This is a genomic window from Micromonospora sp. NPDC052213, assembly GCF_040679695.1.
Lineage (GTDB): Bacteria > Actinomycetota > Actinomycetes > Mycobacteriales > Micromonosporaceae > Micromonospora.
On sequence record NZ_JBFAVI010000040.1, the window covers coordinates 1 to 25,326 of the forward strand.

The 25,326-nt window shown below is 67.7% G+C and carries 28 protein-coding genes and 3 pseudogenes; 15 read left to right on the forward strand and 16 right to left on the reverse strand.

The annotated features are described in order from the left end of the window. Nucleotides 1-381, reverse strand: a 381-nt coding sequence (locus AB0L34_RS12950; RefSeq protein ID WP_363704510.1) for a transposase, incomplete at its 3' end; no start/stop codon positions are given. Nucleotides 382-462: 81 nt separating this feature from the next. On the opposite strand from AB0L34_RS12950, the gene AB0L34_RS12955 reads away from it, so the two are divergent. After that, nucleotides 463-1,278: an alpha/beta hydrolase gene (locus AB0L34_RS12955; RefSeq protein WP_363704512.1), complete on the forward strand. Its 816-nt coding sequence runs from the start codon at nucleotides 463-465 to the stop codon at nucleotides 1,276-1,278. Nucleotides 1,279-1,360: 82 nt separating this feature from the next. Here AB0L34_RS12955 and AB0L34_RS12960 read toward each other — a convergent pair whose 3' ends face one another. Then, nucleotides 1,361-1,951 (reverse strand): helix-turn-helix domain-containing protein, encoded by a 591-nt coding sequence (locus tag AB0L34_RS12960; RefSeq protein ID WP_363704514.1) that lies wholly within the window; start codon nucleotides 1,949-1,951, stop codon nucleotides 1,361-1,363. 62 nt (nucleotides 1,952-2,013) lie between these two features. On the opposite strand from AB0L34_RS12960, the gene AB0L34_RS12965 reads away from it, so the two are divergent. Then, nucleotides 2,014-2,901, forward strand: coding sequence for an alpha/beta fold hydrolase (locus AB0L34_RS12965; protein WP_363704516.1), 888 nt, complete (start codon nucleotides 2,014-2,016; stop codon nucleotides 2,899-2,901). A 735-nt stretch (nucleotides 2,902-3,636) separates the two neighbouring features. Here the strand turns inward: AB0L34_RS12965 and AB0L34_RS12970 are convergent. The 3 genes and pseudogenes from AB0L34_RS12970 to AB0L34_RS12980 form a co-directional block, all read right to left on the reverse strand. Then, a complete protein-coding gene (locus AB0L34_RS12970) occupies nucleotides 3,637-4,038 on the reverse strand; it encodes a hypothetical protein (RefSeq protein ID WP_363704518.1) in 402 nt (133 codons plus the stop codon). 667 nt (nucleotides 4,039-4,705) lie between these two features. Next, nucleotides 4,706-5,352: pseudogene (locus AB0L34_RS12975) on the reverse strand (nucleotidyl transferase AbiEii/AbiGii toxin family protein). Nucleotides 5,353-5,355: 3 nt separating this feature from the next. Continuing rightward, on the reverse strand, nucleotides 5,356-5,922 hold the full coding sequence (locus AB0L34_RS12980) for a hypothetical protein (protein ID WP_363704520.1): 567 nt from the start codon (nucleotides 5,920-5,922) through the stop codon (nucleotides 5,356-5,358). A gap of 380 nt (nucleotides 5,923-6,302) precedes the next feature. On the opposite strand from AB0L34_RS12980, the gene AB0L34_RS12985 reads away from it, so the two are divergent. After that, a complete protein-coding gene (locus AB0L34_RS12985) occupies nucleotides 6,303-6,800 on the forward strand; it encodes a transposase (RefSeq protein ID WP_363704522.1) in 498 nt (165 codons plus the stop codon). A gap of 89 nt (nucleotides 6,801-6,889) precedes the next feature. Here AB0L34_RS12985 and AB0L34_RS12990 read toward each other — a convergent pair whose 3' ends face one another. The 3 genes from AB0L34_RS12990 to AB0L34_RS13000 form a co-directional block, all read right to left on the reverse strand. Then, nucleotides 6,890-8,152 (reverse strand): ATP-binding protein, encoded by a 1,263-nt coding sequence (locus AB0L34_RS12990; protein WP_363704524.1) that lies wholly within the window; start codon nucleotides 8,150-8,152, stop codon nucleotides 6,890-6,892. Nucleotides 8,153-8,529: 377 nt separating this feature from the next. Beyond that, on the reverse strand, nucleotides 8,530-9,018 hold the full coding sequence (locus AB0L34_RS12995) for a transposase (RefSeq protein ID WP_363704526.1): 489 nt from the start codon (nucleotides 9,016-9,018) through the stop codon (nucleotides 8,530-8,532). 244 nt (nucleotides 9,019-9,262) lie between these two features. Beyond that, a complete protein-coding gene (locus tag AB0L34_RS13000) occupies nucleotides 9,263-9,790 on the reverse strand; it encodes a VOC family protein (protein ID WP_363704528.1) in 528 nt (175 codons plus the stop codon). A gap of 56 nt (nucleotides 9,791-9,846) precedes the next feature. On the opposite strand from AB0L34_RS13000, the pseudogene AB0L34_RS13005 reads away from it, so the two are divergent. Beyond that, nucleotides 9,847-10,361: pseudogene (locus AB0L34_RS13005) on the forward strand (transposase); the annotation flags it as partial. A gap of 118 nt (nucleotides 10,362-10,479) precedes the next feature. Here the strand turns inward: AB0L34_RS13005 and AB0L34_RS13010 are convergent. Further along, nucleotides 10,480-11,073, reverse strand: coding sequence for a hypothetical protein (locus tag AB0L34_RS13010; protein ID WP_363704530.1), 594 nt, complete (start codon nucleotides 11,071-11,073; stop codon nucleotides 10,480-10,482). A gap of 296 nt (nucleotides 11,074-11,369) precedes the next feature. On the opposite strand from AB0L34_RS13010, the gene AB0L34_RS13015 reads away from it, so the two are divergent. After that, nucleotides 11,370-11,636, forward strand: coding sequence for a hypothetical protein (locus tag AB0L34_RS13015; protein WP_363704532.1), 267 nt, complete (start codon nucleotides 11,370-11,372; stop codon nucleotides 11,634-11,636). Nucleotides 11,637-11,838: 202 nt separating this feature from the next. Then, complete coding sequence (locus AB0L34_RS13020) at nucleotides 11,839-12,072, forward strand: hypothetical protein (RefSeq protein ID WP_363704534.1); 234 nt, start codon at nucleotides 11,839-11,841, stop codon at nucleotides 12,070-12,072. 50 nt (nucleotides 12,073-12,122) lie between these two features. Here the strand turns inward: AB0L34_RS13020 and AB0L34_RS13025 are convergent, their stop codons facing one another. Both AB0L34_RS13025 and AB0L34_RS13030 read right to left on the reverse strand, forming a co-directional pair. Next, nucleotides 12,123-12,998 (reverse strand): alpha/beta hydrolase, encoded by an 876-nt coding sequence (locus AB0L34_RS13025; protein ID WP_363704536.1) that lies wholly within the window; start codon nucleotides 12,996-12,998, stop codon nucleotides 12,123-12,125. Nucleotides 12,999-13,070: 72 nt separating this feature from the next. Beyond that, the gene (locus AB0L34_RS13030; RefSeq protein WP_363704538.1) at nucleotides 13,071-14,297 is read right to left on the reverse strand and encodes an epoxide hydrolase family protein; all 1,227 of its coding nucleotides are present in this window, start codon (nucleotides 14,295-14,297) and stop codon (nucleotides 13,071-13,073) included. Nucleotides 14,298-14,679: 382 nt separating this feature from the next. Here AB0L34_RS13030 and AB0L34_RS13035 point away from each other — a divergent pair, with 382 nt between their 5' ends. The 4 genes from AB0L34_RS13035 to msrA all read left to right on the forward strand — a co-directional run bounded on the left by AB0L34_RS13035 (nucleotide 14,680) and on the right by msrA (nucleotide 18,593). Beyond that, nucleotides 14,680-15,849 (forward strand): low temperature requirement protein A, encoded by a 1,170-nt coding sequence (locus AB0L34_RS13035; protein WP_363704540.1) that lies wholly within the window; start codon nucleotides 14,680-14,682, stop codon nucleotides 15,847-15,849. Between the two features lie 455 nt (nucleotides 15,850-16,304). Then, a complete protein-coding gene (locus tag AB0L34_RS13040; RefSeq protein ID WP_363704542.1) occupies nucleotides 16,305-17,123 on the forward strand; it encodes an alpha/beta hydrolase in 819 nt (272 codons plus the stop codon). Nucleotides 17,124-17,616: 493 nt separating this feature from the next. Then, nucleotides 17,617-18,081 carry a peptide-methionine (R)-S-oxide reductase MsrB gene (msrB, locus tag AB0L34_RS13045; RefSeq protein ID WP_357445634.1) on the forward strand — a complete coding sequence of 155 codons (465 nt, stop codon included), beginning with the start codon at nucleotides 17,617-17,619 and terminating at the stop codon, nucleotides 18,079-18,081. After that, a complete protein-coding gene (msrA, locus tag AB0L34_RS13050) occupies nucleotides 18,078-18,593 on the forward strand; it encodes a peptide-methionine (S)-S-oxide reductase MsrA (protein WP_363704544.1) in 516 nt (171 codons plus the stop codon). Before msrB ends, msrA begins: the two co-directional genes overlap by 4 nt. 10 nt (nucleotides 18,594-18,603) lie before the next feature. On the opposite strand, the gene AB0L34_RS13055 is transcribed toward msrA, so the two are convergent. Continuing rightward, nucleotides 18,604-18,825, reverse strand: coding sequence for a hypothetical protein (locus AB0L34_RS13055; protein ID WP_363704546.1), 222 nt, complete (start codon nucleotides 18,823-18,825; stop codon nucleotides 18,604-18,606). Between the two features lie 35 nt (nucleotides 18,826-18,860). Further along, a complete protein-coding gene (locus AB0L34_RS13060) occupies nucleotides 18,861-19,853 on the reverse strand; it encodes a DUF1152 domain-containing protein (RefSeq protein ID WP_363704582.1) in 993 nt (330 codons plus the stop codon). A 196-nt stretch (nucleotides 19,854-20,049) separates the two neighbouring features. On the opposite strand from AB0L34_RS13060, the gene AB0L34_RS13065 reads away from it, so the two are divergent. After that, the gene (locus AB0L34_RS13065; protein WP_363704548.1) at nucleotides 20,050-20,631 is read left to right on the forward strand and encodes an IS607 family transposase; all 582 of its coding nucleotides are present in this window, start codon (nucleotides 20,050-20,052) and stop codon (nucleotides 20,629-20,631) included. Next, complete coding sequence (tnpB, locus tag AB0L34_RS13070) at nucleotides 20,628-22,007, forward strand: IS607 family element RNA-guided endonuclease TnpB (RefSeq protein WP_363704549.1); 1,380 nt, start codon at nucleotides 20,628-20,630, stop codon at nucleotides 22,005-22,007. Before AB0L34_RS13065 ends, tnpB begins: the two co-directional genes overlap by 4 nt. A 36-nt stretch (nucleotides 22,008-22,043) precedes the next feature. Here tnpB and AB0L34_RS13075 read toward each other — a convergent pair whose 3' ends face one another. Genes AB0L34_RS13075 through AB0L34_RS13085 form a run of 3 tightly spaced genes read right to left on the reverse strand, consistent with a single transcriptional unit; the run spans nucleotide 22,044 to nucleotide 23,667 of the window. Beyond that, complete coding sequence (locus tag AB0L34_RS13075) at nucleotides 22,044-22,994, reverse strand: NAD(P)-dependent alcohol dehydrogenase (RefSeq protein ID WP_363704551.1); 951 nt, start codon at nucleotides 22,992-22,994, stop codon at nucleotides 22,044-22,046. Between the two features lie 17 nt (nucleotides 22,995-23,011). Further along, nucleotides 23,012-23,245: a helix-turn-helix transcriptional regulator gene (locus AB0L34_RS13080; RefSeq protein ID WP_357464536.1), complete on the reverse strand. Its 234-nt coding sequence runs from the start codon at nucleotides 23,243-23,245 to the stop codon at nucleotides 23,012-23,014. Then, on the reverse strand, nucleotides 23,239-23,667 hold the full coding sequence (locus AB0L34_RS13085; RefSeq protein WP_363704553.1) for a hypothetical protein: 429 nt from the start codon (nucleotides 23,665-23,667) through the stop codon (nucleotides 23,239-23,241). The genes AB0L34_RS13080 and AB0L34_RS13085 overlap by 7 nt, the downstream gene beginning before the upstream one ends. A gap of 178 nt (nucleotides 23,668-23,845) precedes the next feature. Here AB0L34_RS13085 and AB0L34_RS13090 point away from each other — a divergent pair. The 3 genes and pseudogenes from AB0L34_RS13090 to AB0L34_RS13100 form a co-directional block, all read left to right on the forward strand. Beyond that, nucleotides 23,846-24,187 (forward strand): annotated as a pseudogene (locus AB0L34_RS13090) (beta-N-acetylglucosaminidase domain-containing protein); the annotation flags it as partial. Then, complete coding sequence (locus tag AB0L34_RS13095) at nucleotides 24,114-24,575, forward strand: beta-N-acetylglucosaminidase domain-containing protein (protein ID WP_363704584.1); 462 nt, start codon at nucleotides 24,114-24,116, stop codon at nucleotides 24,573-24,575. The pseudogene AB0L34_RS13090 and the gene AB0L34_RS13095, both read left to right, overlap by 74 nt. Further along, a complete protein-coding gene (locus tag AB0L34_RS13100) occupies nucleotides 24,499-25,206 on the forward strand; it encodes a transposase family protein (RefSeq protein ID WP_363704585.1) in 708 nt (235 codons plus the stop codon). Before AB0L34_RS13095 ends, AB0L34_RS13100 begins: the two co-directional genes overlap by 77 nt. Nucleotides 25,207-25,326: the final 120 nt, after the last annotated feature.

Genomic DNA, 25,326 nt, shown 5'->3' on the forward strand with positions numbered 1-25,326 from the left:
CAGCTTGCCGTCGCGTCCCCGCCGCCGGCGGCCAGGACCGCGGCGAGCGGGTTGCGGCCGTGCCGGAGGCTGTCCACCAGCATCGGCGCCGCGCCTAGCAGCAGCGCGCCCGCCACGACCAGCCCCGCCCGACCGGCCAGTTCCCGCCGCCGCCACCCGCTCGTCGCTGGTCAACCCGTCATTACGGGCGCCGGCGTCGAACTCGGCCTGCTTCACCCAGTCCCGCACCGCGGTCTCGGTCAGGTCGAAATCCTTCGCAACCTGTCCGATCGTCCGATCACCGCGCTGGCACAACTCCACGATCTCGGCCTTGAACTGCGCCGTAAACGATCGGCGAGGCCGCGGCCGCTTCTTACCCATGCTCTCCATGATGCTGGACATCCTCCTGGAGCCCTCCGGCTCCTGATCTCAGATGTCCGTCAAAGCGGGTCAGGCCCACTGGCATCCGCTACCGTCGGGCCCATGCTTCCCTTGCATGTCACCACTTGGGACGCGCCCCAAGCACGTGACGACCAGGTCATCCTGATCCACGGCACCATGACATGGGGGCTCGCCGCGTTCGCGGGGCAGCAACCACTCGCCAGCCATCGACGGATTCTGGTGGTGGACCGGCGTGGCTTCGGCGCCAGTCCGGACACCGAGCAGAGCGACTACGACGTGGACGCCGACGACATCGTCGGGCTGATGGACCGGCCCACTCACCTGGTGGGTCACTCGTACGGCGGCGTAGTCGCAATCCTCGCCGCGGTCCGGCGCCCGGAGTTGGTGCGCTCGCTAGCGTTGATCGAGCCGTCGGCGCTGGCGGTCGCGGCCGACCACCCGGTCGTGGCCGCAGCGTTGGAGAACAACCGGCGGTACGTGGCGGCCTCGCGATCGATGTCGGCGGAGGAATACCTCCTCGCGGCGTACGGCGCCGGCGAGCACGCGATCCCCGAGCCCCGGGAGTTCGCGGTGCGGGCCGCGGGGACCGCCCTGCGGGAGCGCCCGTGTTGGGAGGCCGACCTGCCGGTCGACGCGCTCCGCCCGCACGACTACCCCAAGCTGGTGCTTGCGGGCACCTGGGAAACCGCGCAGTCGGCCTACCGGTCGAGTGTCGGCGAGGCGCTGATCGTCACCGCCGGCATCGTGGCGAGGAGGATCGGCGCCCGCCTGCATCGGGTGCCGGGGGCGGACCATGAACCGCATCGGCAGCGCCCGAACGAGGTCAACCGCCTGCTGCTGCAGTTGTGGGATGAGGCCGGCACCGTTGCCTCAACCCGTGGCGGCGGTGGCGGGTAGGTGACCCCGACCAGCGGCCGCAGCACCGACCAAGGGCCGGCGTTGTCGCCGATGATCGAGGAGCCGAGGGTCAGCGAGGCGGTCATGCGCCGGTGAAGAGCCGGTCGAGTGCGTAGTCGAGCAGCGTCAGGGCGTCGTCGGCCGGGCGCATGCCGGCCGTGACGCTGTCGCCCAGGCCGGTCGCGAGGGCGAGGAGGGTGGCGGCCTCCGCTTGCGGCTTGCGGTCGGCGCCGACTTCCCCCGTACGCTGGGCGGCCGCGATCCGACCGGAGATGGCGTCCTCGAGGGCGGCGGTGTTGCGCGTGTACGGCTGCCTGGCCAGCGCGTTGTCGGTGAAGGCGAGCGCGGCGTAGGCGGCGAACACCCGGTACGACGCCCGCTGTTCCTCGTCAACGGGTATCAGTTGGATAAGCCAGGCGCGTATGGCGTCCCGTACGGAATCTGCCGTCACCGCCGTGGCCCGGCGGCTCAGCCGCTCGGCCAGGTGTTGCAGCCCGGCGAAGAGCAGCTCCTCCTTGGAGTGGAAGTAGTACTGCAGGGTGCTCACGGTGATGCCGGCCTCGGCCGCGACGGTCCGCATGGTGGCGGCGTGCAGCCCGCGGGTTCCGGCGATGCGCAGCAGCGCGGCCAGGATGTGGTCGCGCCGTTCGGCGTGGTCGGACAGTCTCGGCATCCCGGATAACCTACCGTGGATTTTGATAGTACGATCGTACTATCAAAATCCGGGGAGGACCCATGCGCACCATCAGGCAACGCATCGGTAGCTTCACCAGCGAGCAGGCGCGAGACAGATTCCTCGCGGCCTACGACGTGGCCATGCGCTCGTGGCCCGAACCCCGCACCGAGCTCAACGTCGAGACAAGCTTCGGCACCGTGCACGTCTTCCACCACGGCCCGGCAGACGGCGAGGGCACGCCGATCGTTCTGCTGCACGGCTCGGCCGGTAACGCCTCGAACTGGTACCCGCAGATCGCCCAGCTCGGCGAGCAGCACCCGGTGTACGCGATCGACACGATCGACGACCCGGGCCGCAGCGTGCAGCGCCGCGTGGTGATCGGCTCAGAGGAGAACGCGGAGTGGCTCCACGAGACGCTCGCCGGCCTCGGTCTGGGATCGGCGCACGTCGTCGGCGTCTCGTACGGCGGCTGGCTCGGCCTCTGCCTGGCCGTGCACCGGCCGCAACGGCTCGCGTCGGTCACCCTGCTCGACCCGGGCGGCCTGGAGAAGGTGCCGTTCCGGTTCTACGCAAACCTGCTGCTCGGCGCGTTCGCCACGCTCGCGCCCAAGCGCATCCGGCCCTGGTTGGCCCGCCTGCTGGCCAACCACGCACTGGTCATGCCGCCCGAGCACCTGAACCCGGTCATGCTGGCCGCCCGTACGTGGCGCACCAACCGGCCTGCCGCGCGCCCGTTCTCCGACGGCGAGCTGCGCTCCATCACCGTGCCGGTGCAGTTGATCATTGCCGGCCGCAGCTCGCTGCTCTGCCCGAAGAAGGCACTCGCCCGGGCGGAGGCGCTGATCCCGGGTGTACGGGCTGAGATCATTCCGGGCGCCGGTCACGGTCTCCCGCTCGAGCAGCCGGAGCTGGTGAACGGGCGCATCCTCGACTTCATCGGGGCCTGATCAGCATCCGCAGGTACGTGGTCTCGCCGGTTCCGTCGGGGCTCTGTGTCGGCTCATTGCCCGTCTCCACCCGGGCAACCAGATGTTCAGCCGTGCTCGCTACACCCTCGGCCGCGCCATCTACCACCTCCTCGACTCCCCACCCGGCTGGCGTGGTTCCCGCCATCAACAACAGGTAGCTGTACGAGCCACCACCACGACACCCGCCGACCGATACCCCGACCTGGCAGCACTTGCCGCAGCCTGGCGCAGCACCCCTGCCGAACCCGTAACGCGCGCCGAGGCATGTGACAGAGGTGGCGCACCTCCTGAACGGAAAGATCCCGACTCAGGGGACTCGCGGGAGGGCAAGCTGCGGACCCCCGGACACACGGACCTCCGCACTTACGGGCGGCTGGGAGCTTGACCCTTGACGGTACGTACAAGGCGCTCCTGGCTCCGCTCGCACCCGGCGGGTCGGCACCTGGCCATATGGAGGCCTTACACGGCCTTGCGCCGGGTAATGGGAGCCGGTACAGGCCGCTGCCGTGGTGGTCGTACACCTGCTCCACGATTAGCCGCTGCCCCAGCGGCTCCCAAGGCAAGCACTCCCCAACCGGAGCCCTGCACGCCCTTGGTTGCCGTAGCGCAGCTTGGCGAAAAGCTTCCAGATCTTAAGCGTGCCGATGGCGCGTTCACCGCAGGCGCGGATACAGCCCTCGATGGTTGATGTTCTTCCGAGGAAGGTAGACCAAGCTACACCTCGTATAGGTCGGCCTCATCGTCATAGTCGTCGGGCAGGGGTTCGCTGAACCAGACGCGGATCAGGTACTCCTCGGTGCCTTCGTAGGGTGCGAACAGTTCTGGCCAGGCTGCGGAAGGTGAGGACATCATTCGTTCATCGAGACGCCGCAGTGCCGCGCGGGCGTCAGCGCGACCGCGGTTCTGTACCTGCGTGGTGTACATGCCAGGGCCGCCCGGGAGGTCGATCCCTCCGACAGCGGTGCCGCTGCCGTCTCCCATTTGCAGTATTCCGCTGGGGCAGGTCAGCCTGAAAGCTAGGACGTCGTCGAACCCGTCTGCCGGGCCGGCGGGCCCGTCCCACACTTCCAAGCGGGCTCGCACCTTGAGCAGGTCCTGAGCCGCAGTCACGTACACCTCGTACTCCGTCGCCGCAGCGCCGCCCTCGTACGATCGAGTGAGTGCCGTGTGGCCGCCTTCCGCAGCGTCGCACTCCTCGTCCCGGACCGTGAAGAATCGGTAGTCGGGGTCTGAACAACAACTCGTGGTGAGCGATTAGGCTGGTCATCGTCCTTCCTCAGCTCGACGAACTCGCCGCCGCGCACGGCGTCGGCCGCTCGCTGGCGGCTCGCCGACCACGTCGGTATGGGCGGCAGCCCGGCGACCTCAGCGCCCGTCCGGGGGTGCCGTAGCTCTTCGTTAGACGGGCAATTCGGGGACGGGACGGGCGGCGACCAGCGCGGCGAGCGTGAGGGGTTGGTCGCCGTCGCTGTGCCCGAGGACGAGGGCGAGGCGGCGGGGGTGCGGGGGACGTGGGTGAACGTGGGCCACTCCCTGCCACCCCAGGTGAACCCCCAGGTCGCTAGACTAGGCCCTCGCGCCCTCGTAGCTCAGGGGATAGAGCTACGGTTTCCTAACCCGACGCTCCGCCGGTGTTCGTAGGCCGAGGACCTGCGGCTTTCTACTTCCTGGCCTCGTGTGCCGGTCGCTGCGCGGGCTCGCTGCGATCGCTTGCCGACGATCAGCTAGAACGTTGTGGGTCCTGCGTATACAGGCCTAACGCTGCCGCGAGTCAGGAGCCGAGTCATCCTTCCTCGTCGTCGAGCAGTTCGCGGCGCCATTCGGCGAATCGGCTTCGGAGTTTGTCCAGCGCTCGGCCGGTGACGCCGTACTGGGCGAAGTCGTCGGGATCGAGCTGGGTGGCTTGTCCGAGAGCGTCGGCGAAGATGCGCCGGTCGAAACCACGGTCGGCGCGCTGCGCGAGGCCGAGGAGGGCCTGGCGCGTGTAGCGACCGGATCGGAGCGTGGCGTCAATGTCGATGAAGTCGCGAGCGAACGCTCGCCCATAGAGGGCACTCATCTTGTTCGCGACCGCGTCGTCCGGGTGCAGTACCGGCCCGATCGCCATGAGGATCGGTTCGTTGGCACGCCAGTCCACGCCGAGTTCGACCTTGGAAACCCGCATGCCGTCGGTGACAGCCAGCCGGGCGAATGTGTCGTACTGCCGCTCGGTCTCGACGGTCAGGCCGTCGTCCCGGTAGGCCTGTACGACGGCGGCGACCGCAGCGGTGAACTCGTCGCGGCGGTCCCAGGCGGTGAACAGGTCGACGTCCTCACTGGGCCGCTCGACAAGTCCAGCGGCCTGCACGGCGTAGCCGCCGGCCAGCGCGAAGCCGTATCGATCGGCGCCGCGAGCCCGGTGCGGGCAAGGCGTTCGTGGAAGGGGTCCACCTCTTATGCCGCGTTGCTGCGGGTTGCGGTGAGTTCGGGGAAGGCGTCCTCCCAGCGCTGGCGGAGCTGGGGTGGCAGCCACAGGGTGGGCCAGAGCCGCCGGAGGAGGTCGGCATCGAGCCAGGTGTTCAGGTCCTCGACGGTACTGGCTTCGGTGAGTACCACCTTGTACATGCTGGCCAGGCGTGCGGCCCGGTTGAGGTCGTACTCGGCGTGGCCGGACCAGTCGAGATGACGCGGAAGCGTCACCGTGCCTCCGGTGGGACCGTGCAGTTCGGCGAGGGTTTCGGCGACCACGTAGGGCTTCCGGTCACCGTAGGGCCGGTAGTCCGCCGGCGGCCGGGGGGATGTCCGGCGCCGGCTGAGGTTGGTCGCTCGCCGGACTTCCGGTCGGAGCGCCTGACGGATCGTCTCCCGGCTGTACCCGGTGACCCGCTGCAGATCCACCGGCCGCCAGCCGGCCGCATGAAACGCCCGCAGCTGCTCGTCCCGCTCGGTCAACGCCTGCGCCCGCGTCGCCTCGTACCGGGAGACAACCGCGTGCAGCTCATCCTCGGAGAACCGGCCCATACCCGTCAGCCTACTACGCTAGGCCCAGCACGCTTGGCTTTGTCATATCCCTGTAACCGGCGATGGGATGCACTCATGTTCTGGTGAAGCCGAGGGCCCGATCGGGTACGCATCACTGCCCGCATCCAGGAACTACTGACCATGATCAGCCCCGCCCTGGAGAAAACGCTCAACCTGCGCAGCAGAGGGCGCTCCGGCTCCTCGCGCAGTGGCAGACCCCCTCAAGACTACGCCGCGCCGGTGAAGCCCGCATCCTGGCCTACCTGCGCCAGCACGGCGTCTGGGCCGCCAAGGCACTCATCGCCAAGGTTCTCACCGCCGCGCGGACGCAGACTGTCGCCGTCGCGGGCGAGGCCACCGCAGCCGGGATCGTGGCCCAGGTGGCCACCGACCTGGAAGCGGTCAACGTCCGCATCACCATGATCGAGGAGACCATCGCCGGTGTCGTTGCCGACCACGAGTTGGGAAAGATCGTCACCAGTCTGCCCGGCATCGGCACCACCCTCGCCGCCGAGTTCCTCGCCCACGCCGGCACCCTCACCACCTACCAAAGCCCCGCAGCACTCGCCGCCCACGCCGGGCTCGCTCCGATCTCCAGGGACTCCGGCCACAGGCAGGGCCACCAGGTCCGGCCCCACCGCTACCACCGCGGTCGGCGCCGGGTGTTCAGCATGTCCAGCTTCACCGCCCTGTCCCACTGCCCACGATCACGCGCCTACTACGACAAGAAACGAGCCGAAGGAAAGATCCACCGCCAAGCTACCGCCGCCCTGTCCAGACAACGCCTCAACGTCCTCTGGGCCTGCATCCGCGACAAGACCCCCTACCAGCCAGAACAACCAAGATCAGGGCAGCTAGCGCTGTGCGAACTCGCGTAGAGACTCCGCTTGCTGAAGATCAGCAGACCATGTCGTTCGATCATTGGTGGGCCCTCACCAACTGGGAGCGACCTGCGGAGGGAGCGAGGTCAGTCTGCTGGCGGGGCGGGAATCTGCCATAAGGCACTGACTGGTAGGGCGCGGAGTTTGTCGCCGAACGGCAGCGTCGAGGTGCCGGTGTAGAGGACGATGCCGGCGATGAAGTCGTCGCCGAGGCGGTCGGCGAGTCGGCGTAGCCCGCGGAAGTCGTCGGGTCCGACGGTGGAGGCTGCTTTGACTTCGATCCCGACGACGTGCCCGGATCTGTTTTCGAGCACCGCGTCGACTTCGTACCTGCTCTGGTCGCGGTAGTGGGACAGGTCGACGGACTGCTCAGACCAGGTGAGCTGGCGGGACAGCTCGGACAGGACGAATGATTCGAGTAGTGGCCCGAACGGTGCGCCCGGCCGGAGCAGCGCCCGGGCGTCGGTGGCGGTCTCGTTGGCGGCGATGCCGGAGTCGACGAAGATCATTTTGGGCGCGGCGGTGGCGCGGGTGCCGAGGTTGCGGGACCAGCCGGGGATCCGCTTGATCAGGAAGATCTCTTCCAGGGCTTCGAGGTAGCGGGCGATCGTTGGCCGGCTCAGTCCGAGGGCGGATTCGAGGGAGTTGGCGGCGATGATGGTCGCGGACCTGGCCGCGAGGAGGCGTACCAGCTTGCGTAGCTCGCCCTTGTGCTGGATGTCGGACAGCTGCCGCACATCGCGGTCGATGAGCGCCTGGACGTAGGCGTCGAGGAACCGTTGGCGGCGGCGTGGGTCGGTGCGGGTCGTGGCCTCGGGTAGGCCGCCGCACACGATCCGAGCCGCGTAGTCGGCGCGGGTCACCTTCGACTCGTGTCGCAGGTCCGGACCGAGCGCGAAGACGGCGTCGACGAATCCGTCCGGTGCTCCCTCGAGTTCGCCTTGGGAGAAGGGCCAGAGCTCGACGGTTTCCATCCGGCCGGGCAGGGCGTCCGGGGCGGCCACCATGCCGAACAGGCGAGAAGAGCCGGTGAGCAGGTACCGACCGGGACGGGGATCCTCGTCGACGGCTGCCTTGATGGCCAGCAACAGTTCTGGAGCGCGTTGGATCTCGTCGATGACCAGGAGTTCGGGCGAGTCCACGAAGCCGACCGGGTCGGCGAGCGCAGCGGCCCGGTCCTGCGCTCGGTCGAGATCACGACGCTCGGCGAGACGATCGCCGGCGACGATGCGAACCAGGGTGCTCTTGCCTGCTTGACGTGCTCCGCTGATCAGCACGACGCGGGTGTCGGCCAAGGCGTCGTTGACCTGCGTGGCGGCGCGGCGGGGGATCAGGTGCGGTGTGGGCACGGCGTCATGATAACTGACACGGTTTCGATCTGCGTGGCCGTATGTGTTTGATTTGCGGCACAAGCCGTGTTCGGATTGCGGGCCATCGGTGTTCGATTTGCGGGGCCGCCGAGGCGGTCGTCGTGCCCGCACTGCGGGCACGCGCGGTCGGCCTCAACCGCAAGGGCGCGATGACGGGATCCTCGCGTGCTGGCAAGCCCGGCCACAATCCGGCACGCCGGCACCACGCTAGGCGACCAACTCGCCATGGGCCGAAGGCTTCGCCGACAGCTGCGCGCCGACCTTGCTCCGGGTTCTCGCACATAGTGTCCGAGGCGCCAGTCTCCCACGCGCTGACTCTTCCCTGGGTCACGACAGACGCCCCCTGTGCGGTGCGTTCATGTTCTGGTGAAGCCGAGGGCCCGGTATCCGGGCATGCGGCGTGGGAGTGAGGCGGCGAGGATGGGGGTGGCCGGGTCGTGGTAGTCGTGGACCTCGGCGAGGTCCTTGCCGGGTGCGGCCCGGATGACGCGGCCGGCGCATTGGACGAGTAGGCCGTCGTAAGAGATCGGACCGGCGAGGAAGAGCGTGTCGAGGGCGGGGGCGTCGAAGCCTTCACCGATGGCCCGCGCGGACAGTTTCGCCGGCACGTCCACCACGGTCTCGCCGTCTGCGACGAGGCGTTGAGCGATGTGCCGGCCGATGCCGTTGCAACCCTCCACCGCCCAGACACGTTCCCTGTGCTGCCGGCCGAGCTTCAGCATCGTCCGGTAGCCGTCGCGGTCGGTGCCGAACCGGCCCTGCGCGAGGACCTTCTCGCGGTCGTTGATGATCTCGATGGTCGCGGACCGCTTATGCGGATCCATACCGATGATGACCTGTCCCACGCTCGTCCTCCTCGATCCGACATGGGCTGATGTCAGCGAGGAGGGCAGCGCTACTTCGAGCTGGGCAGACCCCTCTTGAGCCTCTCCGCGCCACGGTGACCGGCAGGACGCACGCCAGATAAGAGCCACACCAAACCGCGGTGGGCAGCCGATGAGAGAGCGATCCCGCCGGTCACCTCGACCATGCCTGGCCGGGCTGCGGTCGTAGCGCCAGTTAACAAGTAGCCGATGAGCGGATGTCTGATCATGCTGAGCCAGGTTCGGGCCTGCGGCTTCTGCGCGAAGATGTGGTCCGTGACGAGCGTGGGGCATCGGCTACGCCCGGATGGCCGCCTGCTGGCCTGTCCGGGGCGGCGGGGTCGGGGCTGGCCCGCCGCGGGGACGCCTCGTAGGAGATGAACTCGAGCAGACTTCCATCAGGATCGCGAAAGTAGACGCTTGTCCCTGTCCCGCCGGCACCGAATCGCCGAACAGGTCCTGTTTCCACCTCGACATTGTGTTGTCGCAGGTGTGCCACCGCCTCCTCGATCGGCCCCTCCCAGACGAAGCAGATGTCACTGTTCCCCGGGCGAACGGGGAGACGGGCAACGTTGTCCGCAAGGTCGACACCCGGCCCATGAACGTTCAACTGGTTGGGACCGACTCGGAACGCAACGCGGTCGCCGCCAACGCCGATCACCTCAGCACCGACGACATCACGATAGAAGTCGGTGGAGACCCGCCAATCCGAGACAGCAATGACGGCGTGGTCCAGCCGAGTCACGGGCACCATCTCACGACCCTACTTCGCGCGGTCGCTGAGTTACCCCCGCTTGGGAGCGTGACGCCAAACCGGTCTGGCTGTGGTGCTCCGCCACCAACGCCACCAACGCCGATGTCGACCGCTGGTGGCAGGCGTTCCTGCGCCGCTTCGACCTCGAACACACCTTCCGCCTGTTCAAACAGACCCTGGGATGGACCCGGCCGAAGATCCGCACCACCGAAGTCGCTGACCGTTGGACGTGGCTGGTCATCGTCGCCTACACCCAGCTACGCCTGGCCCGACCCCTGGCCGCTGATCTACGCCGCCCCTGGGAACGCCCCGCACCACCCGAGCGGCTCACCCCCGCCCGCGTACGTCGAGGATTTCGCAACATCCGCGCGACCAGCGTCCTGCCAGCCAGTGTCCCCAAACCCGGCAGACCCGGCCAGGACGGCCGCCAGGCTCCCGCAACCGCCGGCCCGCCCCCCACCACGGCGTGGGGAAGACCGCCAATCGCGCCCTGAGCATCACCGCCCACAAGCAACAGAAGGTTAAGGATCAAGCTTGGTGGATGGCCCGGCGCATCCGGTCATGCTGCTGAACGGGTGTTAGCAAATCAGAGAGTGGGCACGTCCGGAACTGCCGATGTGAGTGTGCCGACAGCAGCGTGTAACGGATTCACCTGATGACGGCACCGCCGGATGATCGCCGGCCGAATCTCAAGGCATCGCGCGATCTCGCGGCCAACCGTTGAGGTGCCGAAACTGCCGGAGGTATTTTTCGCATTGAGCCGCGAAGTCCTCGCCTGCATCAGATAGTCGCGTCCGATCGATGATGGCGTCGGGCTCATTTTCCGCGGGTGTGACCATGCCGATCTGCTCATCGACGTACTGGCCGTGGGCGAGTCGTGCCGTCGCCAACGCGAGGGAGACCGCCACTGCCACCCCCACGCAGGTGCGGTACGGGGTGAAAACGGCATGCCGGCCGTCGTCCAGACCGTCGCCCTGATGGTCGATCGCCATGAGGAAGACGCCGTCGCCGGTGGGGGGTATCTCGATCTCAAAGTGGATCGACTCGGCGAAACTTGGCTCCGTCGCAGGGATACGATGGCCGATCACCGTCTCTCGCAACTCCGCTACGGCAAGCTGTCGGCCCCCGTCGATGCGTACGCCTCGTTGGTATTCGCGGTCGGCGAAGACCACAAGTTCGGGCGCCGCAACGCCAAGCAGGTCGGAGAGAACCTGGCGGCCCGACCGGAGCACGGCGTCAAGCGTCACTGGCTCTCCCAACGTCGCCACGAGATCCACAGACATGGCGCCACGGTATCCGTTGGGGCAACGGGGCTCTGCCCAATAACCATCGACCTCCGGCCGGAGTGCTCTCTCATGCCGCTGATCGCGCGTCACAGGCCGTGGCCGATCAGTTATAGGCATGTGCTTCAGCTTCCGGTACAGCCGTTGAGTGACCAGCGTGCTGTCGAGGTGGTCCAGGTACGGGCCTGATGTCACGTCGTCGCGATCGAGTATCCAATCGCGGCGATGTCCTCGTGCAGCCTGGCAACGGTCATCTCTGGGTTCAAAGCCTGCACAACGACGTCAGTGAGCGGGCGGTGCGCGACGACATGCTCGACCTCCGTCGGGTCCAGTTCGATCTCGTGGTAGTCCTCGGCGAACGTGACGTACCGGTCGACGATGTCGTCGAGCAGGATCTCGAGCGGCCCAGAGCCGTCCGGGGCATTGTCGTCGTACGGTCCACCGAGCGGAGGGAACGCGATGCCTTCGCCGGCGTGCCAGCGGTTGTCACCGGAGAGCCGCCACAGTACGCGGTGGCGAGAAACTGTCCTTCCTCGTCGCCGAACGCTGGTTCCTCGATCTGATGTCGGAACACTGTGGGGATTCCGTCAAGCAGTCCGGGCCACAGCTCGCGGTCCGGACTGCGGTAAGGCGCCATCGCCGACTCATGGTCGAACACACCGATGAACGCACCCTCGGCGGTGAACACGACCGCCCACTCGTCACCGCTGCCGTTGTTCATCAACGCAGCCTCGTCGTCACCCCAGCGGCCAGCAGTTGCCGTGGGTGGCCGCCCAGGGCATCTCCACCCACTGGCTGCGCCACACCACCCTGACCTGGGTCGAACGGCACTTCGGCTACGGCGTCGCCCGCGCCTACGCCGGACACACCGGCTCCACCGGGCCGGCCACCACCACATACATCAAAGCCGACCTCCACGCCGTGGCGGCCGCGTTAGCCGCCATGAGCGGCCAACCACACCCGCTCGCCGCCGCCGCGGACCGCGCCTCCGGGCCGTGACAGCCAACGGAAACTGCCGGCTACGGCCGGCCGGAGTCGAACGGGTCAGGTCAGGCCGGTTGGAGGAACTCCAGCAGTTGGCTCGTGAGTTCGGCGGGGCGTTCCTCGAAGATCCAATGGCCACAGTTCTCCACGACGGCGCCGCTCACGTTGGAGGCGTACTGGGCGGCCTGTTGGGATACGGCGTCCCCTAGGCTCGCCCGGGCGCCGAGGGCGAGCACCGGCATGGTGAGTTTCGTCTTGGCGTACTCGGCGTTGTCGGCGATGTCCTGTGGAAGGGCGCGGAAATACTCGAAGCTCGCCCGCAGGTGGGCGTCGTCCTGAAGGTGCCGGGCGTACTCTGCGACCTCGTCCGCGCCGATGCCGGTCTTCTGCACCTCCATCGAGTCGGTGAACCGATCCACCCAGAGCTCCTCCCGGCCGGCCACGATCTGCTCCGGCAGCCCGTTCGGGAGGCTGAAAAACCCGAAGTTCCACAGGCCCGGCCCGCTCGGTGTGAGCGACGGAGCCTGATACAGGCCCTGGTCGGGGATGGGCGCCTCGGTGAGGACGAGCTTGCTCACCTGGTCGCCATAGGCGGCGGCGTACGCGTAGGCAACCATGGTGCCGATGTCGTGGCCAACCAGGCAGATATCCTGTTCGAGCCCGAGTTGGGCGAGGAGGTCGTGTACGTCCCGGGCGAGGGTCTTCTTGTCGTATCCGCTTGCCGGGGCGTCGCTACCGCCAGCGCCGCGCAGGTCGGGCGCGATGACGGTGTACCGCTTGGCAAGCTCCGGCAGAACCTTGCGCCACATGAACCACGTCTGTGGATAGCCGTGCAGCAGGACCAATGTCCCACCCTGACCACCCCGCACGTAGTTGATCGTGATTTGACCGACCCGCGCCGTCTGCTCCGTGAATCCGGGTGGGATCCGCGCGCCGTCCATGCCTCCCCCTCGCAGTCGTCAGTCCGTTTCGCGTACCCAACACACCACGTCGGGATACCCGAGTCGCCTCGGCTAGCGGAGCGGCCGGAAACCGGCACGAAGCTCTTCGGTGAGGAGCTGCGGTTGTTCCCAGGCCGCGAAGTGCCCGCCCCGGTCGAGCCGGTTGTAGTGGATGAGATTGGGGTACGCCCGTTCCGCCCAGCTCCGCGGCGCCTGATAGAGCTCGTCTGGGAAGACGCTCACGGCGGTCGGCACGGCGACACCCTTCGCGGACAAGAAGGACAGCTTGTTCTCCGCGTAGAGACGAGCCGCAGAAACCCCCGTGTTCGTCAGCCAGTAGAGCGTGACGTTGTCGAGGATGTCGTCTCGCGTGAGGCCTCCGGGTCGGCCGGCGAAGGCCCGGCAGATCAGTTCCAGGCTGGCTGCGTCATGGTCCAGCATGAAGCTCGCCAATGCGATGGGCGAGTCCGCGAGTCCGGTCAACGTCTCGGGGCGCGTCCCCATCACGAGGGCATAGGCTCCATGCTTCCAGAAGAAGTCGAGCTGCCCGCAGGCGCGCTTCTCCTCTTCTGAGAGGTTGGAGGGCAGCTTGCTGAGCGCCTTGTTTATCCCGGTGATGTCGGACTGGATCAGTGCATCGATGTCGGGGGGAACCGTGCCGGGCATGTTGGTGTGAATGCCGAGCAGTTCCGGGGGCGCCTGCAGACCGATGAGGTCGGTGATGAGCGCGCCCCAGTCGCCGCCCTGGGCGACGAATTGGGTGTAGCCGAGGCGCTTCATCAGTTCGATCCAGGCGCGTGCGATGTGCTCCGGGCCCCAGCCTGGCGTGGTCGGTTTGCCGGAGAACCCGTAGCCCGGCAGGGACGGGATCACCAGATGGAAGGCGTCCGACGCGCTCGCGCCGTGTGCCGTGGGATCGGTGAGCGGGCCGATGATCTTCAGCTGTTCGATGACCGAGCCGGGCCAGCCGTGTGTGACGATGAGCGGCAGGGCGTCTTCGTGTTTCGATCGGACGTGGATGAAGTGGATGTCGAGCCCGTCGATCTCGGTGATGAAGTTCGGTAGTGCATTCAGCCTCGCCTCGACCTTGCGCCAGTCGTATTCCTTCTCCCAATAGCGCGCGAGCGCCTGGCTTGTTTCGAGCGGTACGCCCTGCGACTGATCATCGACGGTCTGCCTCTCGGGCCAGCGCGTGGCCCTGATGCGCGCGCGCAGCGCCTCGAGTTCCGCCTCGGGGACCTCAATCGTGAACGGCCGGACACCTGCGATGCCCACCCGCTCTTCGGTCTTGACAGCCACATGGGCCTCCGCTCCTCGCCAGGGCATCCGAGTACCACCTCGATCGGGGTCTACACCTGGTTGTCGCATGAGTTCGGCGAGTCGAGCCGAGACGGGTGGGTACCGGATTTGTCCGGGAGCACGACGGGGGACCGCTGGATCGGGTGCCTGTGCCGTCGAGCGCTGCGGCAATGCCGGCCTGGTGCTCGTTTCCTGCCGCAACGATTCGGGACGTGGGCCCGGGGTCGGGTGTCGACCACGAGACGCTGCGCAACTCGGTGGCTCAGCCGCGGCAGGAACCGGTGCAGCAGGGCGGGTCTCGGCATGGCGGCACGACCCGTTAGGTAATGATTACCAATGGTAGTGACGGCGTGGGGGTGGGCGATTGGCCGGAGGTGGCAGGTTGGCCCGGCTGTCCCGTGCCGTGGATCTGCTGGGGCTACGCTACCCCGGCGGGCCGGAGCTGAACGAAGAGCGGCATGCCACCTGGCTTGAACTCTTCTTCGATCTGGTATTCGTCCTGGCCCTGCTGGGCGTGACCGCGCGGTTGGACATCCGGGCATCGCCGAGTGTGCAAGAACTCGCCGTTGCCATCGTGCTTTACGTGCTCATCCAGTGGTCATGGATCGGCCAGTCTTTCTACGACACCCGCTACGACCCGGACGACACTCTGCACCGACTGCTCGTGCTGGCTGCGACGATTGGTGCTGGCGCCATCACCCTCGGCGTGCAGCAGGCCCCCTCCGGGCTGCTGCTGCCGGTCGGGTACCTGATCGTGCGTGGCTGTCTGCTCCTGATGTACCTGCGAGTCCTCGCAGCCGACCGGTCCGCCTGGGATCTGGTCGCCGTCTATCTCACCGGATTCGGTACCGGGTGGTTGCTCTGGGCTGGGTCACTGGTCATCTCCCCGACCGTACGACCGGCAGTGTGGATCACCGCCCTGGCTGTTGAGCTGCTCACCCCGTGGCTCGGCCGTCGATGGCTGCGCCGCCATCCCGTACACAGCACCCACCTGCCTGAACGGCTGGGGCAGTTCACCATCATTCTGCTCGGCGCTACGCTGACCAACCTGCGTGACGCGGTACCGATCGCCCATCCGCCCGCCCGCGTGGTGGCCGCCGCCGTTGCGGCCTTCCTTCTGCCCGCCAGCATCTGGTGGATTTACACCACCTACGTGAACAGCAGGCTCGCCGTGCCGCAGTTGGGCAGCGGTCAGGGCTACGCCTATCTCCACTCACCCGCTGGCGCGGCCGTGCTCTTCCTGGGATGGGCGCTGGGTGTTGTGGTGTACGAGATTGGTCAGTCGCGTCAGATGCCGGTCAACGCGCGATTCGTGCTGGGCGGGTCGATCGTCACGTGGATGCTGTGCGGGTTGGGTCTGCACCGCTTCGCTCTCGGTCGCATGCCCCGGCGCCGGTTCATCGTTGGCCTGGTGGGCATCACGCTGGCCATCGTGGTGACGCTGGTGGTCACCGAACCTGGCCTGCTGCTCGGGCTCACCTCGGCGATTCTCGTCGGGTACGCGATCGTGGTCAGCCCGCAGATCGTCAAGGCCACTAAAGGCTATCGATGAGTCTTCCTGCGGTATCGGTGGCGCCCGCCCGAACGACTGCCCGCTCAGCCCTGTTCGACCCATTGCGCCCAAGGGGCTTAGTCGGGGCTAGTCGCAACGCCGGTCAGTTAGGCGGTGAGGGCTTCGGTCACCAGACCAGGCATCGCCGGCGGCCGGTTGTCCGACTCCGGCTGATGAGGGCACGGCGGCTTCACCTGGTGGGTGACACGATCGGCAGCCGGCCAGGGCCAGCGCGTAACCGTCCGTGACCAGATGCGCCGAACTGACGACGTGTCCGGCGTCCACGTCGCTTCCGGTTCCGGCCGGTGTGCGGACCGCTACGATTTCATGGAAGCGACCGGCGACCCGGAGGCGGTGCAGCGCGTGCGCCGGCGGGCCGCGACTTCATTCCTGCGGCGTGAGGTTGCCGCTGTCCGAGGGTTCCGGCGATTGCTGCAGCCCTCGGAAGGAGCATCATGAGCGAACCGACGACGAATGCCCTGCCGATCGTGCTGATCCATGGGCTGTGGATGACCGCCCGAAGCTGGGACCGCTGGGTGGAGCACTACCGGGCGAAGGGCCATGAGGTCGTCGTGCCGACGTACCCGGGATTCGAGATTGAGGTAGAGGCGTTGCGGGAAAGACCCGAGGTCATCGCCGAGGCCTCCGTTCCCGCAACGCTCGACCATCTCAGCGAGGTGGTCGAGAGCCTGGACCGTCCGCCGATCATCATGGGCCACTCCTTCGGGGGGACCTTCACCCAGCTCTTGGTGAACCGCGGGTTGGGTGCCGCCGCGGTGGTGATCGACTCGGCGCCCCCCGAGGGCGTGCGGGTGAACCCGCCGGCCCAGATCAAGTCCCTGTTCCCAGTCCTGAAGGACCCGGCCAACCGGCACCGGGCGGTGGGCTTCACCAAGGAGCAGTTCCACTATGCCTTCGCCAACACGGTCAGCCGGGAGGAATCAGATGCGGCGTACGACCGCCTCCACATCCCGGCGCCCGGCAGCTGGGTCTGGGCCTATGGCCTGACAGCCAACTGGAAACCGGGCCACCAGGAGACCTGGGTCGACTACGACCTGGACGATCGTGCTCCGTTGTTGTTCATCATGGGCGGCCAAGACCACCTGATGCCGCCCTCGGTGATCCGCTCGAACGCGAAGAAATACCGCAACTCCGAGGCGACGACTGAGATCTACGAGTTTCCGGACCGCTCACACTTCACCGGCGTCGAGCCTGGCTGGGAGCAGGTGGCCGACTACGCGCTCGAGTGGGCGACGAGCCACGCGCGAACGTGACAGGGCTGACCAACCGCAGACAGCGGCAAGTTGTGGTCCGTCCGGCAAACGCCGTACCCGCACCTGGTCGGGGACGCCAACTATTGCCGGTGCCTCACGCTCAGGCTTGGCGACGACTCCTTCGTGGCATCACGGTGCGTGACTTGGACCATGCCCGCTTCGCCCAGAGCCCCAACGCCGCCCCCGCAAGACCCTCGGCTTCATGACACCATCCGAGAAGCTCGCCGAGCTCCTTGCGCACCCCTTGAACTCGCGTGTCAAGCATCAGCCGGGACGGGACAGAGCGCTTCCTGTGATTGTCATCCGACAACTGATCCGCGACACTCGTCCGCCACCTGAGGTGCGATAGATCCAGCGACCCAATAGGGCCTCGCATGTGCCTGACCGTGGTCCGCTTACCAGCCCCGTGGTTAGTCGATTCTAGGCGGGGTACGCACTCGGGCAGGCGTGTGTAGACCCTGAGCGTTCTTGCCGACCCTGGAGGGGAAGAACGGTGTCACACGAGTACCGCAAGAGCCCCGAGGCAGTTTCTCGGCTGTCGCCGGAGCAATACCGAGTCACTCAGGAAGCGGGGACGGAGCCAGCCTTCGACAACGCCTACTGGGACAACGAGGAGCCGGGGATCTACGTCGACGTGGTGTCGGGTGAACCGCTGTTCGCTTCCGTCAATAAGTACGACAGCGGCACCGGCTGGCCGACCTTCACCAGGCCGATCGAATCGGAGAACGTGGTCGAGGTCCGAGAGTCGAGCCACGCCATGTTCGGCACCGAGGTCCGGTCGGCGCACGGGGACAGCCACGTGGGCCACGTGTTCGACGACGGTCCCCCAGAAACTGGCGGACTTCGTTACTGCATGAACTCGGCGGCGCTCCGGTTCATCCCACGCGACGACCTCGAGCGTGAAGGCTACGGCGAGTACCGCAGAATTTTCGAGCACCCGGACGGGGAGCGACGATGACCGAGACGACTGCGAAGGCACTCCTGGCCGGCGGCTGCTTCTGGGGCATGGAAGACCTCATCCGGAAACACCCGGGCGTAGTCGACACCAGGGTCGGATACACCGGCGGAGACGTGCCGAACGCGACGTATCGGAACCATGGATCTCACGCCGAGGCGGTCGAGGTCGTCTTCGACCCCGCGAAACTGGCCTACCGAGAGCTTCTCGAGTTCTTCTTCCAGGCCCACGACCCGACAACGAAGAATCGCCAGGGCAACGACGTGGGAACCAGCTACCGGTCGGCCATCTTCTATTGCGACGAGCAGCAGCGAAAGATCGCCGAAGAGACGATCGCCGACGTCGACGCCTCCGGCCTGTGGCCGGGCAAGGTGGTCACCGAGGTCACCCCCGCTGGCCCCTTCTGGGAGGCCGAGCCGGAACACCAGGACTACCTGGAGCGAAATCCCGGGGGTTACACGTGCCACTACGTCCGGCCGAACTGGAAGCTTCCCCCTCGCAAGAACGCGAGTTAGTACTCCAACGTCACTTCGCCTGTCTGTGCTGGTAGTGGGCTCGTCGGGCTCGGGCTTGGGATGTTCGTCGCCAGATCGACCAGTGCAGGATGTGCGCTGGTGGGAGCGCCACGGCGAGGACGAAGGAGTTGAGGAGTCGGCGGATCTCGGCGAGGTCAACGCGATGATCTCCGGGCCGGCGTCGGGCTGCTGCGGTGGCGGTGAGGATGGTCAGGACGGCCAGGGCGAGCATGGCCAGGGTGATGAAGCGTGCCGCCGTCCGGCCGTTCAGTGGGGGAACGCGCGGGGGATGCGTGCGTTGAGGAGCTCGTCGCGGAACGCTTGGATGCGTGTGATGACCTGTCGTCTGCCGACGGTGTTTTCGATGCGGTCGAGGTACAGGCATCGGGCAGCGAGTTTGTCGAGGTCGACGGTGAAGTAGATCGCCATCAGCGGGTTGACGAACAGGTCGCCGCCGCCGGTGCGCCGAGTGAACCGGACGTCTCCGAACGCGCCGGTGGTGGCGGCGGCGATCTGCCCTTGGACGATGCTCGGCCGGTCCGGGGTGGCGGCCTGGGCGTCGGCGACAGCATCGCGGTACAGCGCCGCCTCCGGGCTGGAACCGGGGATGGACAGGGCGCCGAGGTAGCCGCCGTTGCGGTCGAGAGCGGCGAGATTCTCCAGCACCTGGACGTGGTTGACGCCGTCGTAGGCGTCGATGCCGAAGCCGAGACTCGTCACCAGCTTGACCGGCATGTCCAGCGCGGCCACGGCGGCCAGGCTGGTGATGTCCTCCACCGGGGTGCCGAGATCGGTTTCGTCGCCGCGCAGCAGGACATCGGTGCCGCCATCGACCAGCACCACCGCGTCGATGTTGAGTTGTTCGACCAGGTACCGGTACGCGGCCCGTAACGGCTGGACACCGAGCGGCGGAAAGGCGTACACGGTCGACGGCAGCTTCTGAGCTGCCAGCCACCGGGCGAGCGTCCGTTCGGGGAAGTACCAGTCCGGGCTGGTAGTGCCCGGCTGCACCGCCGCGACGTGCTCCGCTACCCACGCGTCCCGGTCGATCAATTCGAGTTCGGAGAAGGACAGGCTGGCCAGGTGCACCTGTGCGCCGCCGCGCCACAGGGCGAACGCCAAGGGCAGGCCGGCGTACACGTCGAACCCGCCGCCCGCTCCGGCGATGAGGATGCTCCGCGCCGGAGCCAGCGCGGCAAACAGCGGCGGAACGGCCAACGAGAACGCACCGGGGTCGACCGGCAGCGCGGCAGGGTTCATCACCGCTTAATGATCCGTCACGCCATGCCGCTCACAGAGCGCCCGGGTGCCCGCATGCGGCGGGACCCCAAGGAAGATGCTGGTGTCCGGCCGATGGGGACACTTGACACGAGCGCCAGCTATCGCGGTCGCGGGGTTAGCAGCAGCTAGCGCGGCGGGGGCCTTTGGCGCTCTTTGACGCTCGATAGTGGAGTGTGTGAATTTGAAGGAATGGGCAGCGTCGCAGGGCGTCGCGTACGTCACCGCCCGTCGGCAGTACGCGGCCGGGACGTTGCCTGTTCCTACGTACCGGCTCGGGCGGCTCATCATGGTTGGCGAGCCCCTGGCCGGTGCTACCCGGAACGCTGGGCAGGTCGTGGTCTATGCCGGGGTGTCGTCGTCCGACCAGAAGGCGGATCTGGACCGGCAGGTCGCCCGGGTCACCATGTGGGTGACCGGGCAGCGTCTTGCCGTGGACCGGGTGGTGACCGAGGTCGGATCCGCACTGAACGGGCGCCGTAAGAGGTTCCTCGCTCTGCTGCGCGACCCGGCCGTGACGACCATCGTCGTGGAGCACCGCGACCGATTCGCGCGTTTCGGAGCCGAGTATGTCGAGGCCGCCCTCGCCGCGCAGGGTCGTCGGCTGCTCGTGGTCGACCCGGCCGAGGTGGACGACGACCTGGTGCGCGACGTTACCGAGATCCTGACGTCGCTGTGTGCCCGCCTCTACGGGCGGCGTGCCGCCGCGAACCGTGCCCGCCGCGCTGTCGAGGCCGCTACCAGGGACGACCCGGCGTGAAGACGATCCAGGCGTACCGGTTCGCCCTCGACCTGACTCCGGGCCAGGAGCGTGCGGTGCTGGCGCATGCCGGGGCTGCTCGCGTTGCCCACAACTGGGCGCTGGCGCGGGTCAAGGCCGTCATGGACCAGCGGGCCGCCGAACGAACCTACGGCGTGCCGGACGACTTTCTGACCCTAAGCATGTCATGGACGTTGCCCGCCCTGCGCAAGACGTGGGACGCCGTCAAGGAGCAGGTCGCCCCGTGGTGGAGGGAATGCTCGAAGGAGGCGTTCAACACCGGCCTGGATGCGCTCGCTCGCGGGTTGAAGAATTGGGCTGACTCTCGATCGGGTAAGCGGGCCGGACGGCCGGTCGGGTTCCCCCGGTTCAAGTCCCGCCGCCGCACCACCCCGTCCGTGCGGTTCACCACCGGCACGATCCGGGTCGAGTCGGGCCGTAAGCATGTGGTGCTGCCCCGACTGGGACGGTTGAAGCTGCACGAGTCGGCCCGAAAGCTCGCCCGCCGCCTCGAAGCAGGCACTGCCCGGATCATGTCCGCCACGGTCCGCCGTGACGGCGGCAGGTGGCACGTCGCCTTCTGCGTCGAAGTTGAACGGTGCGGCCGAACGCCGGCCCGACCCGACAGCGTGGTCGGTGTGGACGTCGGGATCACGCACCTCGCGGTGCTGTCCACCGGCGAACTAGCCGACAATCCGCGCCACCTGACCGTCGCGCAGGCCCGGCTGCGGACGCTGGGCCGGGCGCTGTCGCGCAAGCAGGGTCCGGACCGGCGTATCGGACGACGGTCGTCGAAACGCTGGGAACGCACCGCTGCCCGGCTCGGCCGCGCCCACGCCCGCGTCGCGAATCTGCGCCGAGACGGCATCCACAAGCTCACCACCCGACTCGCCCGCGAGCACGGCACAATCGTGGTCGAAGACCTCAACGTGGCCGGCATGCTCGCCAACCGCAGGCTGGCCCGGCACATCACCGACGTCGGATTCGCCGAGATCCGCCGGCAGCTCACCTACAAGACCCAGTGGAACGGCGGACGACTGATCATCGCCGACCGTTGGTACCCATCCAGCAAGACCTGCTCGGGTTGCGGCGCGGCGAAAGCCAAGCTCGCCCTGTCCGAGCGCGAGTACCACTGCGAGGCGTGTGGCCTGGTCATGAACCGCGACCGCAACGCCTCGCTGAACCTGGCCGCCCTCGCGGCCGAGTTCGACCCCGCCGGGAGTGGCCCGGTGGCAGCACGTGGAGCCGACCGTAAGACCCGCGTACGCGGGCAGGTGGCCGTGAAGCGTGAACCCGGCACGGCATCCGCCGGTCAGACCGGGACCGTCCCACCGCAAGGTAGGACTGCCGATCACGTGCTCACTAGAGCGCACTGAAAGGTAACGGGTCGTGCTGTGCCGTTCCCGGCTGGGCTACACCGTGACGACGATCTTCCCCGCGGGATGGCCCTGGGTAAGGTAGCGCATCGCGTCGGGCGCGTCGGCGAGAGCGTAGGTACGGTCGATGACCGGGGTGACCGAGCCCGCCTCAGTGAGGGTGGTCAGTTCCTCGAGATCTTCGTAGCGCTCCCGAGCGGCCACGCCGCGCACTCGCTGGCTGCCGAACAGTGAGAGCAACGGCGCGGCCATCTGGCGTTGGAAGCCGCCGAGCAGCCAGCCTGTGGCGTGGCCGCCACCGACGAGGGCGATCGTCCCGCGCGGCGTGGTTGCGCGCCGGAGTAGCGACAACGGCCGGTTGCCGGCGGTGTCGATGATGATGTCGTATCGCGCGCCGCCACGGTCGATCTCGTGCTGGGTGTAGTCGATGACGTCCTCGGCGCCGATGGAGCGCACCAGCTCGATCTTTGAGGTGCTGCAGACGCCGGTCACGCTTGCCCCATATGCCTTGACCAGTTGGACGGCGAACGACCCGACGCCCCCGGCCGCGCCGGTGATCAGCACCCGCTGTCCGGGCTGCACGCGTGCGTCGCAGATGCTCTGTAGCGCGGTCACCGCGGAGATGGGCATCGCCGCCGCCTGCTCGAAGGTGAGTTTGGCCGGCTTGGGTGCCAGCCGGTGCTGCCGCGCCGTCGCGTACTGGGCGAACGAGCCGCTCTGGCAGGTGCCGTACACCTCGTCGCCGGGGCGCAGGCGGGTCACGCCGGCGCCGACCGCCACCACCACACCAGCGACGGCCCGACCGAGCACCGCGACCTTGGGCCGGCGCAGTCCGGCCGCGAGCCGCACCGCCATGGGCCGGCCGGTCATGAAGATCCACACGCCTGGGTCCAGGCCAGCGGCGCGTACCTCGATGAGCACCTCGTCGTCTCCGACCGAGGGTTTGTCGACCTCGCGGAGCTCGAGCACGTCGGCCGGGCCGTACACGTCGTGGACGATCGCTTTCATGACTTCTCCTCGGGAGAGTCGGGGTACTGGAACACGTCGTCGAGCGGAACGCCGAACACCCGGGCGATCCGGAAGGCCATCTCCAGGGATGGCGAATAGCGGCCCTGCTCGATGGCGATGAGGGTCTGCCGGGTCACGCCGATGCGCTCGGCGAGCTCGGCCTGGGTCATCTCGCCGTGCGCGAAGCGCAACGCGCGGATGCGGTTGGTGACCTGCGTCGGCTTCACCACTGCGGGAGGCTCCTGCGGTACACGATGACCTTGGTGATGCCGCCGAGGATCGCCGACAGCACGAAGCACAGGTAGATGACGTTGGCGATCCAGAACCGGTCCCAGTCCGCCATGGCCATGAGCATCGCGGCGACCGCGCCGACGACCACGAGCGACTGGCCGACGTGGTCGCCGAGCCGCCCGATCTCGCGGTCCCGCACGTCCTTGACGCGCGGCGCGCCCGGATTCAGGACGGCCATGCCGATCTCCGCCACGATCGACGCGACGATGGCCGCGCCGACCGTCCACAACAGGGCGCTCGCGTACGGCACGTCGGGCAGCGAACGACCATCGGCGCGGCTGACGATGAGGGCCACGTAGGCGGAGTAGCCGAGCACGGCGACGACCAGCCTGATCCACGCGCGTTTCTCTTCGTGCGTCATGACAAGCCCTCCGGATGTCTGAAATCTTTGACATCACCAAGGTAGCGAATCTTTGACTTCCTGTCTAGAAAACTTTACATCGCGCCTGGGCTGACCGGCGCGGTCCTTCCCGCGTCCTCCGTGGCTTTCGGGACAGTGACAGTGAGTGCCGGCGGTGGCGATCCAGGACTTCCCGGCCATGCCGCTGCGCGGATCGATCGATGGCTTCTACGGATCGCCGTGGACGCACGCCGAGCGCCCCGACCAGCTGGCGTTCTACGGCGACGTCAAGATGAACACCTGCGTCTACGCGCCCATGGATGACCTCTACCATCGGGCACGCTGGCGCGACCCCTGCCCCGCCGACAAGCTGGCCGAGCTGATCGACCAAGCCCGCCGACACCACGTCGAATTCACCTTCGCGCTCTCGCCCGGCGTCTCCATCTGCTACGCCGACGAGAACGACTATGCCGCGCTGGTCGCCAAGCTGCAGGCCATGTCCGACCTCGGCGTCCGGGCGCTCTCCATCCCACTCGACGACATCTCCTACACGCGCTGGAACTGTGCCACCGACCAAGCCGCCTACGGCGCACCCCAGCGCGGCCACCGCCGGTCGTGCCCAGGTGGAGCTGCTCAACCGGCTCAACCGAGAGTTCATCGCGACGCGCGGGGACATGCAGCCGCTGCAGATGGTGCCCACGGAGTACCGGACGCTCGACGACTCCGCGTACCGTTGCGAGATCCGGGAGACCTCGACGCCGGGATCCGACCTCGTGCACGGTTGCGAATCCTTGAGCATCGATGATCGTTGTTCGTGCCATGGCTGGCGCTGCGATCATGATGAACCCTCGAATGACAGGCTTGTCTCGGCAGGTGATTGCGGGCCTGGTCGCGGAACTGGCACCACGGTGGCAGGCCCGCCACCGTGATCGGCTCGCCACGCGCACACGTCGTCGCCGCATCGGCGCTGGCGCGAAGCACCGGCTCGCGTTCACCGACCGCCCGCTGGCCGCGCTGGTGCACCTACGGCATGGACTGACCCACGACGTGGTAGCAGCCTGGTTCGGGGCGCACCGCTCGACGATCACCCGCAGCGTCGCCGAGGTGCGGCCGCTGCTGGCCGAGCGGGGGTGCCGGGTGCACGACGGCGCCAGGCTGCGCACTCTCGCCGACGTGGTGGCATACCCGCGTCCGCGGCGCCGTTCTGCCCACCGACCGGCTGTTGCGCTACCGCAACGGCCTACCTCAGCAGCCGCCGCTACGGCCACCTGTGGAAACGCATCGGCGAGCGCCTGCCCTGGGTCGCCGCGCAGGGCATCTCCACCCACTGGCTGCGGCACACCACCCTCACCTGGGGTGGAAAGCCACTTCAGCTACGGCGTAGCCCGCGCCTACGCCGGCCACACCGACCAGCGTGGACCCGTCACCACCCCCTACATCAAAGCAGACCTGCACGCTGTCGCCGCCGCCCTCGCAGCCATGACCGCCAACCCCACCCGCTCGCCACCGCCACGCCCACACCCGACAGGTAGGGGATGGTCTGTCGCGGCCAGCGGATGACGCCGTTACCCCCGGGTCCTACGCCACAGTCCTGATCAGTAACACAGCGTAACATCTGCCCCACTTCGGTGGACCACGCCGCATCCGCCTCTGTCGATGACCGCGCGTGCCTCGTCGGGA

What these genes read in the sequence shown, in the direction of transcription:
- AB0L34_RS12955 (WP_363704512.1), top strand. Translation starts at nt 463, where the DNA reads ATGCTTCCCTTGCATGTCACCACTTGGGACGCGCCCCAAGCACGTGAC.
- AB0L34_RS13085 (WP_363704553.1), bottom strand. Translation starts at nt 23,667, where the DNA reads ATGACGCACGAAGAGAAACGCGCGTGGATCAGGCTGGTCGTCGCCGTG.
- AB0L34_RS12965 (WP_363704516.1), top strand. Translation starts at nt 2,014, where the DNA reads ATGCGCACCATCAGGCAACGCATCGGTAGCTTCACCAGCGAGCAGGCG.
- AB0L34_RS13025 (WP_363704536.1), bottom strand. Translation starts at nt 12,998, where the DNA reads ATGGACGGCGCGCGGATCCCACCCGGATTCACGGAGCAGACGGCGCGG.
- msrA (WP_363704544.1), top strand. Translation starts at nt 18,078, where the DNA reads ATGACCGAGACGACTGCGAAGGCACTCCTGGCCGGCGGCTGCTTCTGG.
- AB0L34_RS13060 (WP_363704582.1), bottom strand. Translation starts at nt 19,853, where the DNA reads ATGAACCCTGCCGCGCTGCCGGTCGACCCCGGTGCGTTCTCGTTGGCC.
- AB0L34_RS12980 (WP_363704520.1), bottom strand. Translation starts at nt 5,922, where the DNA reads ATGGGCCGGTTCTCCGAGGATGAGCTGCACGCGGTTGTCTCCCGGTAC.
- AB0L34_RS13095 (WP_363704584.1), top strand. Translation starts at nt 24,114, where the DNA reads ATGCCGCGCTGGTCGCCAAGCTGCAGGCCATGTCCGACCTCGGCGTCC.
- AB0L34_RS13000 (WP_363704528.1), bottom strand. Translation starts at nt 9,790, where the DNA reads ATGGTGCCCGTGACTCGGCTGGACCACGCCGTCATTGCTGTCTCGGAT.
- AB0L34_RS13055 (WP_363704546.1), bottom strand. Translation starts at nt 18,825, where the DNA reads ATGCTCGCCCTGGCCGTCCTGACCATCCTCACCGCCACCGCAGCAGCC.
- AB0L34_RS12960 (WP_363704514.1), bottom strand. Translation starts at nt 1,951, where the DNA reads ATGCCGAGACTGTCCGACCACGCCGAACGGCGCGACCACATCCTGGCC.
- AB0L34_RS13010 (WP_363704530.1), bottom strand. Translation starts at nt 11,073, where the DNA reads ATGTCTGTGGATCTCGTGGCGACGTTGGGAGAGCCAGTGACGCTTGAC.
- AB0L34_RS13100 (WP_363704585.1), top strand. Translation starts at nt 24,499, where the DNA reads ATGACAGGCTTGTCTCGGCAGGTGATTGCGGGCCTGGTCGCGGAACTG.
- AB0L34_RS13040 (WP_363704542.1), top strand. Translation starts at nt 16,305, where the DNA reads ATGAGCGAACCGACGACGAATGCCCTGCCGATCGTGCTGATCCATGGG.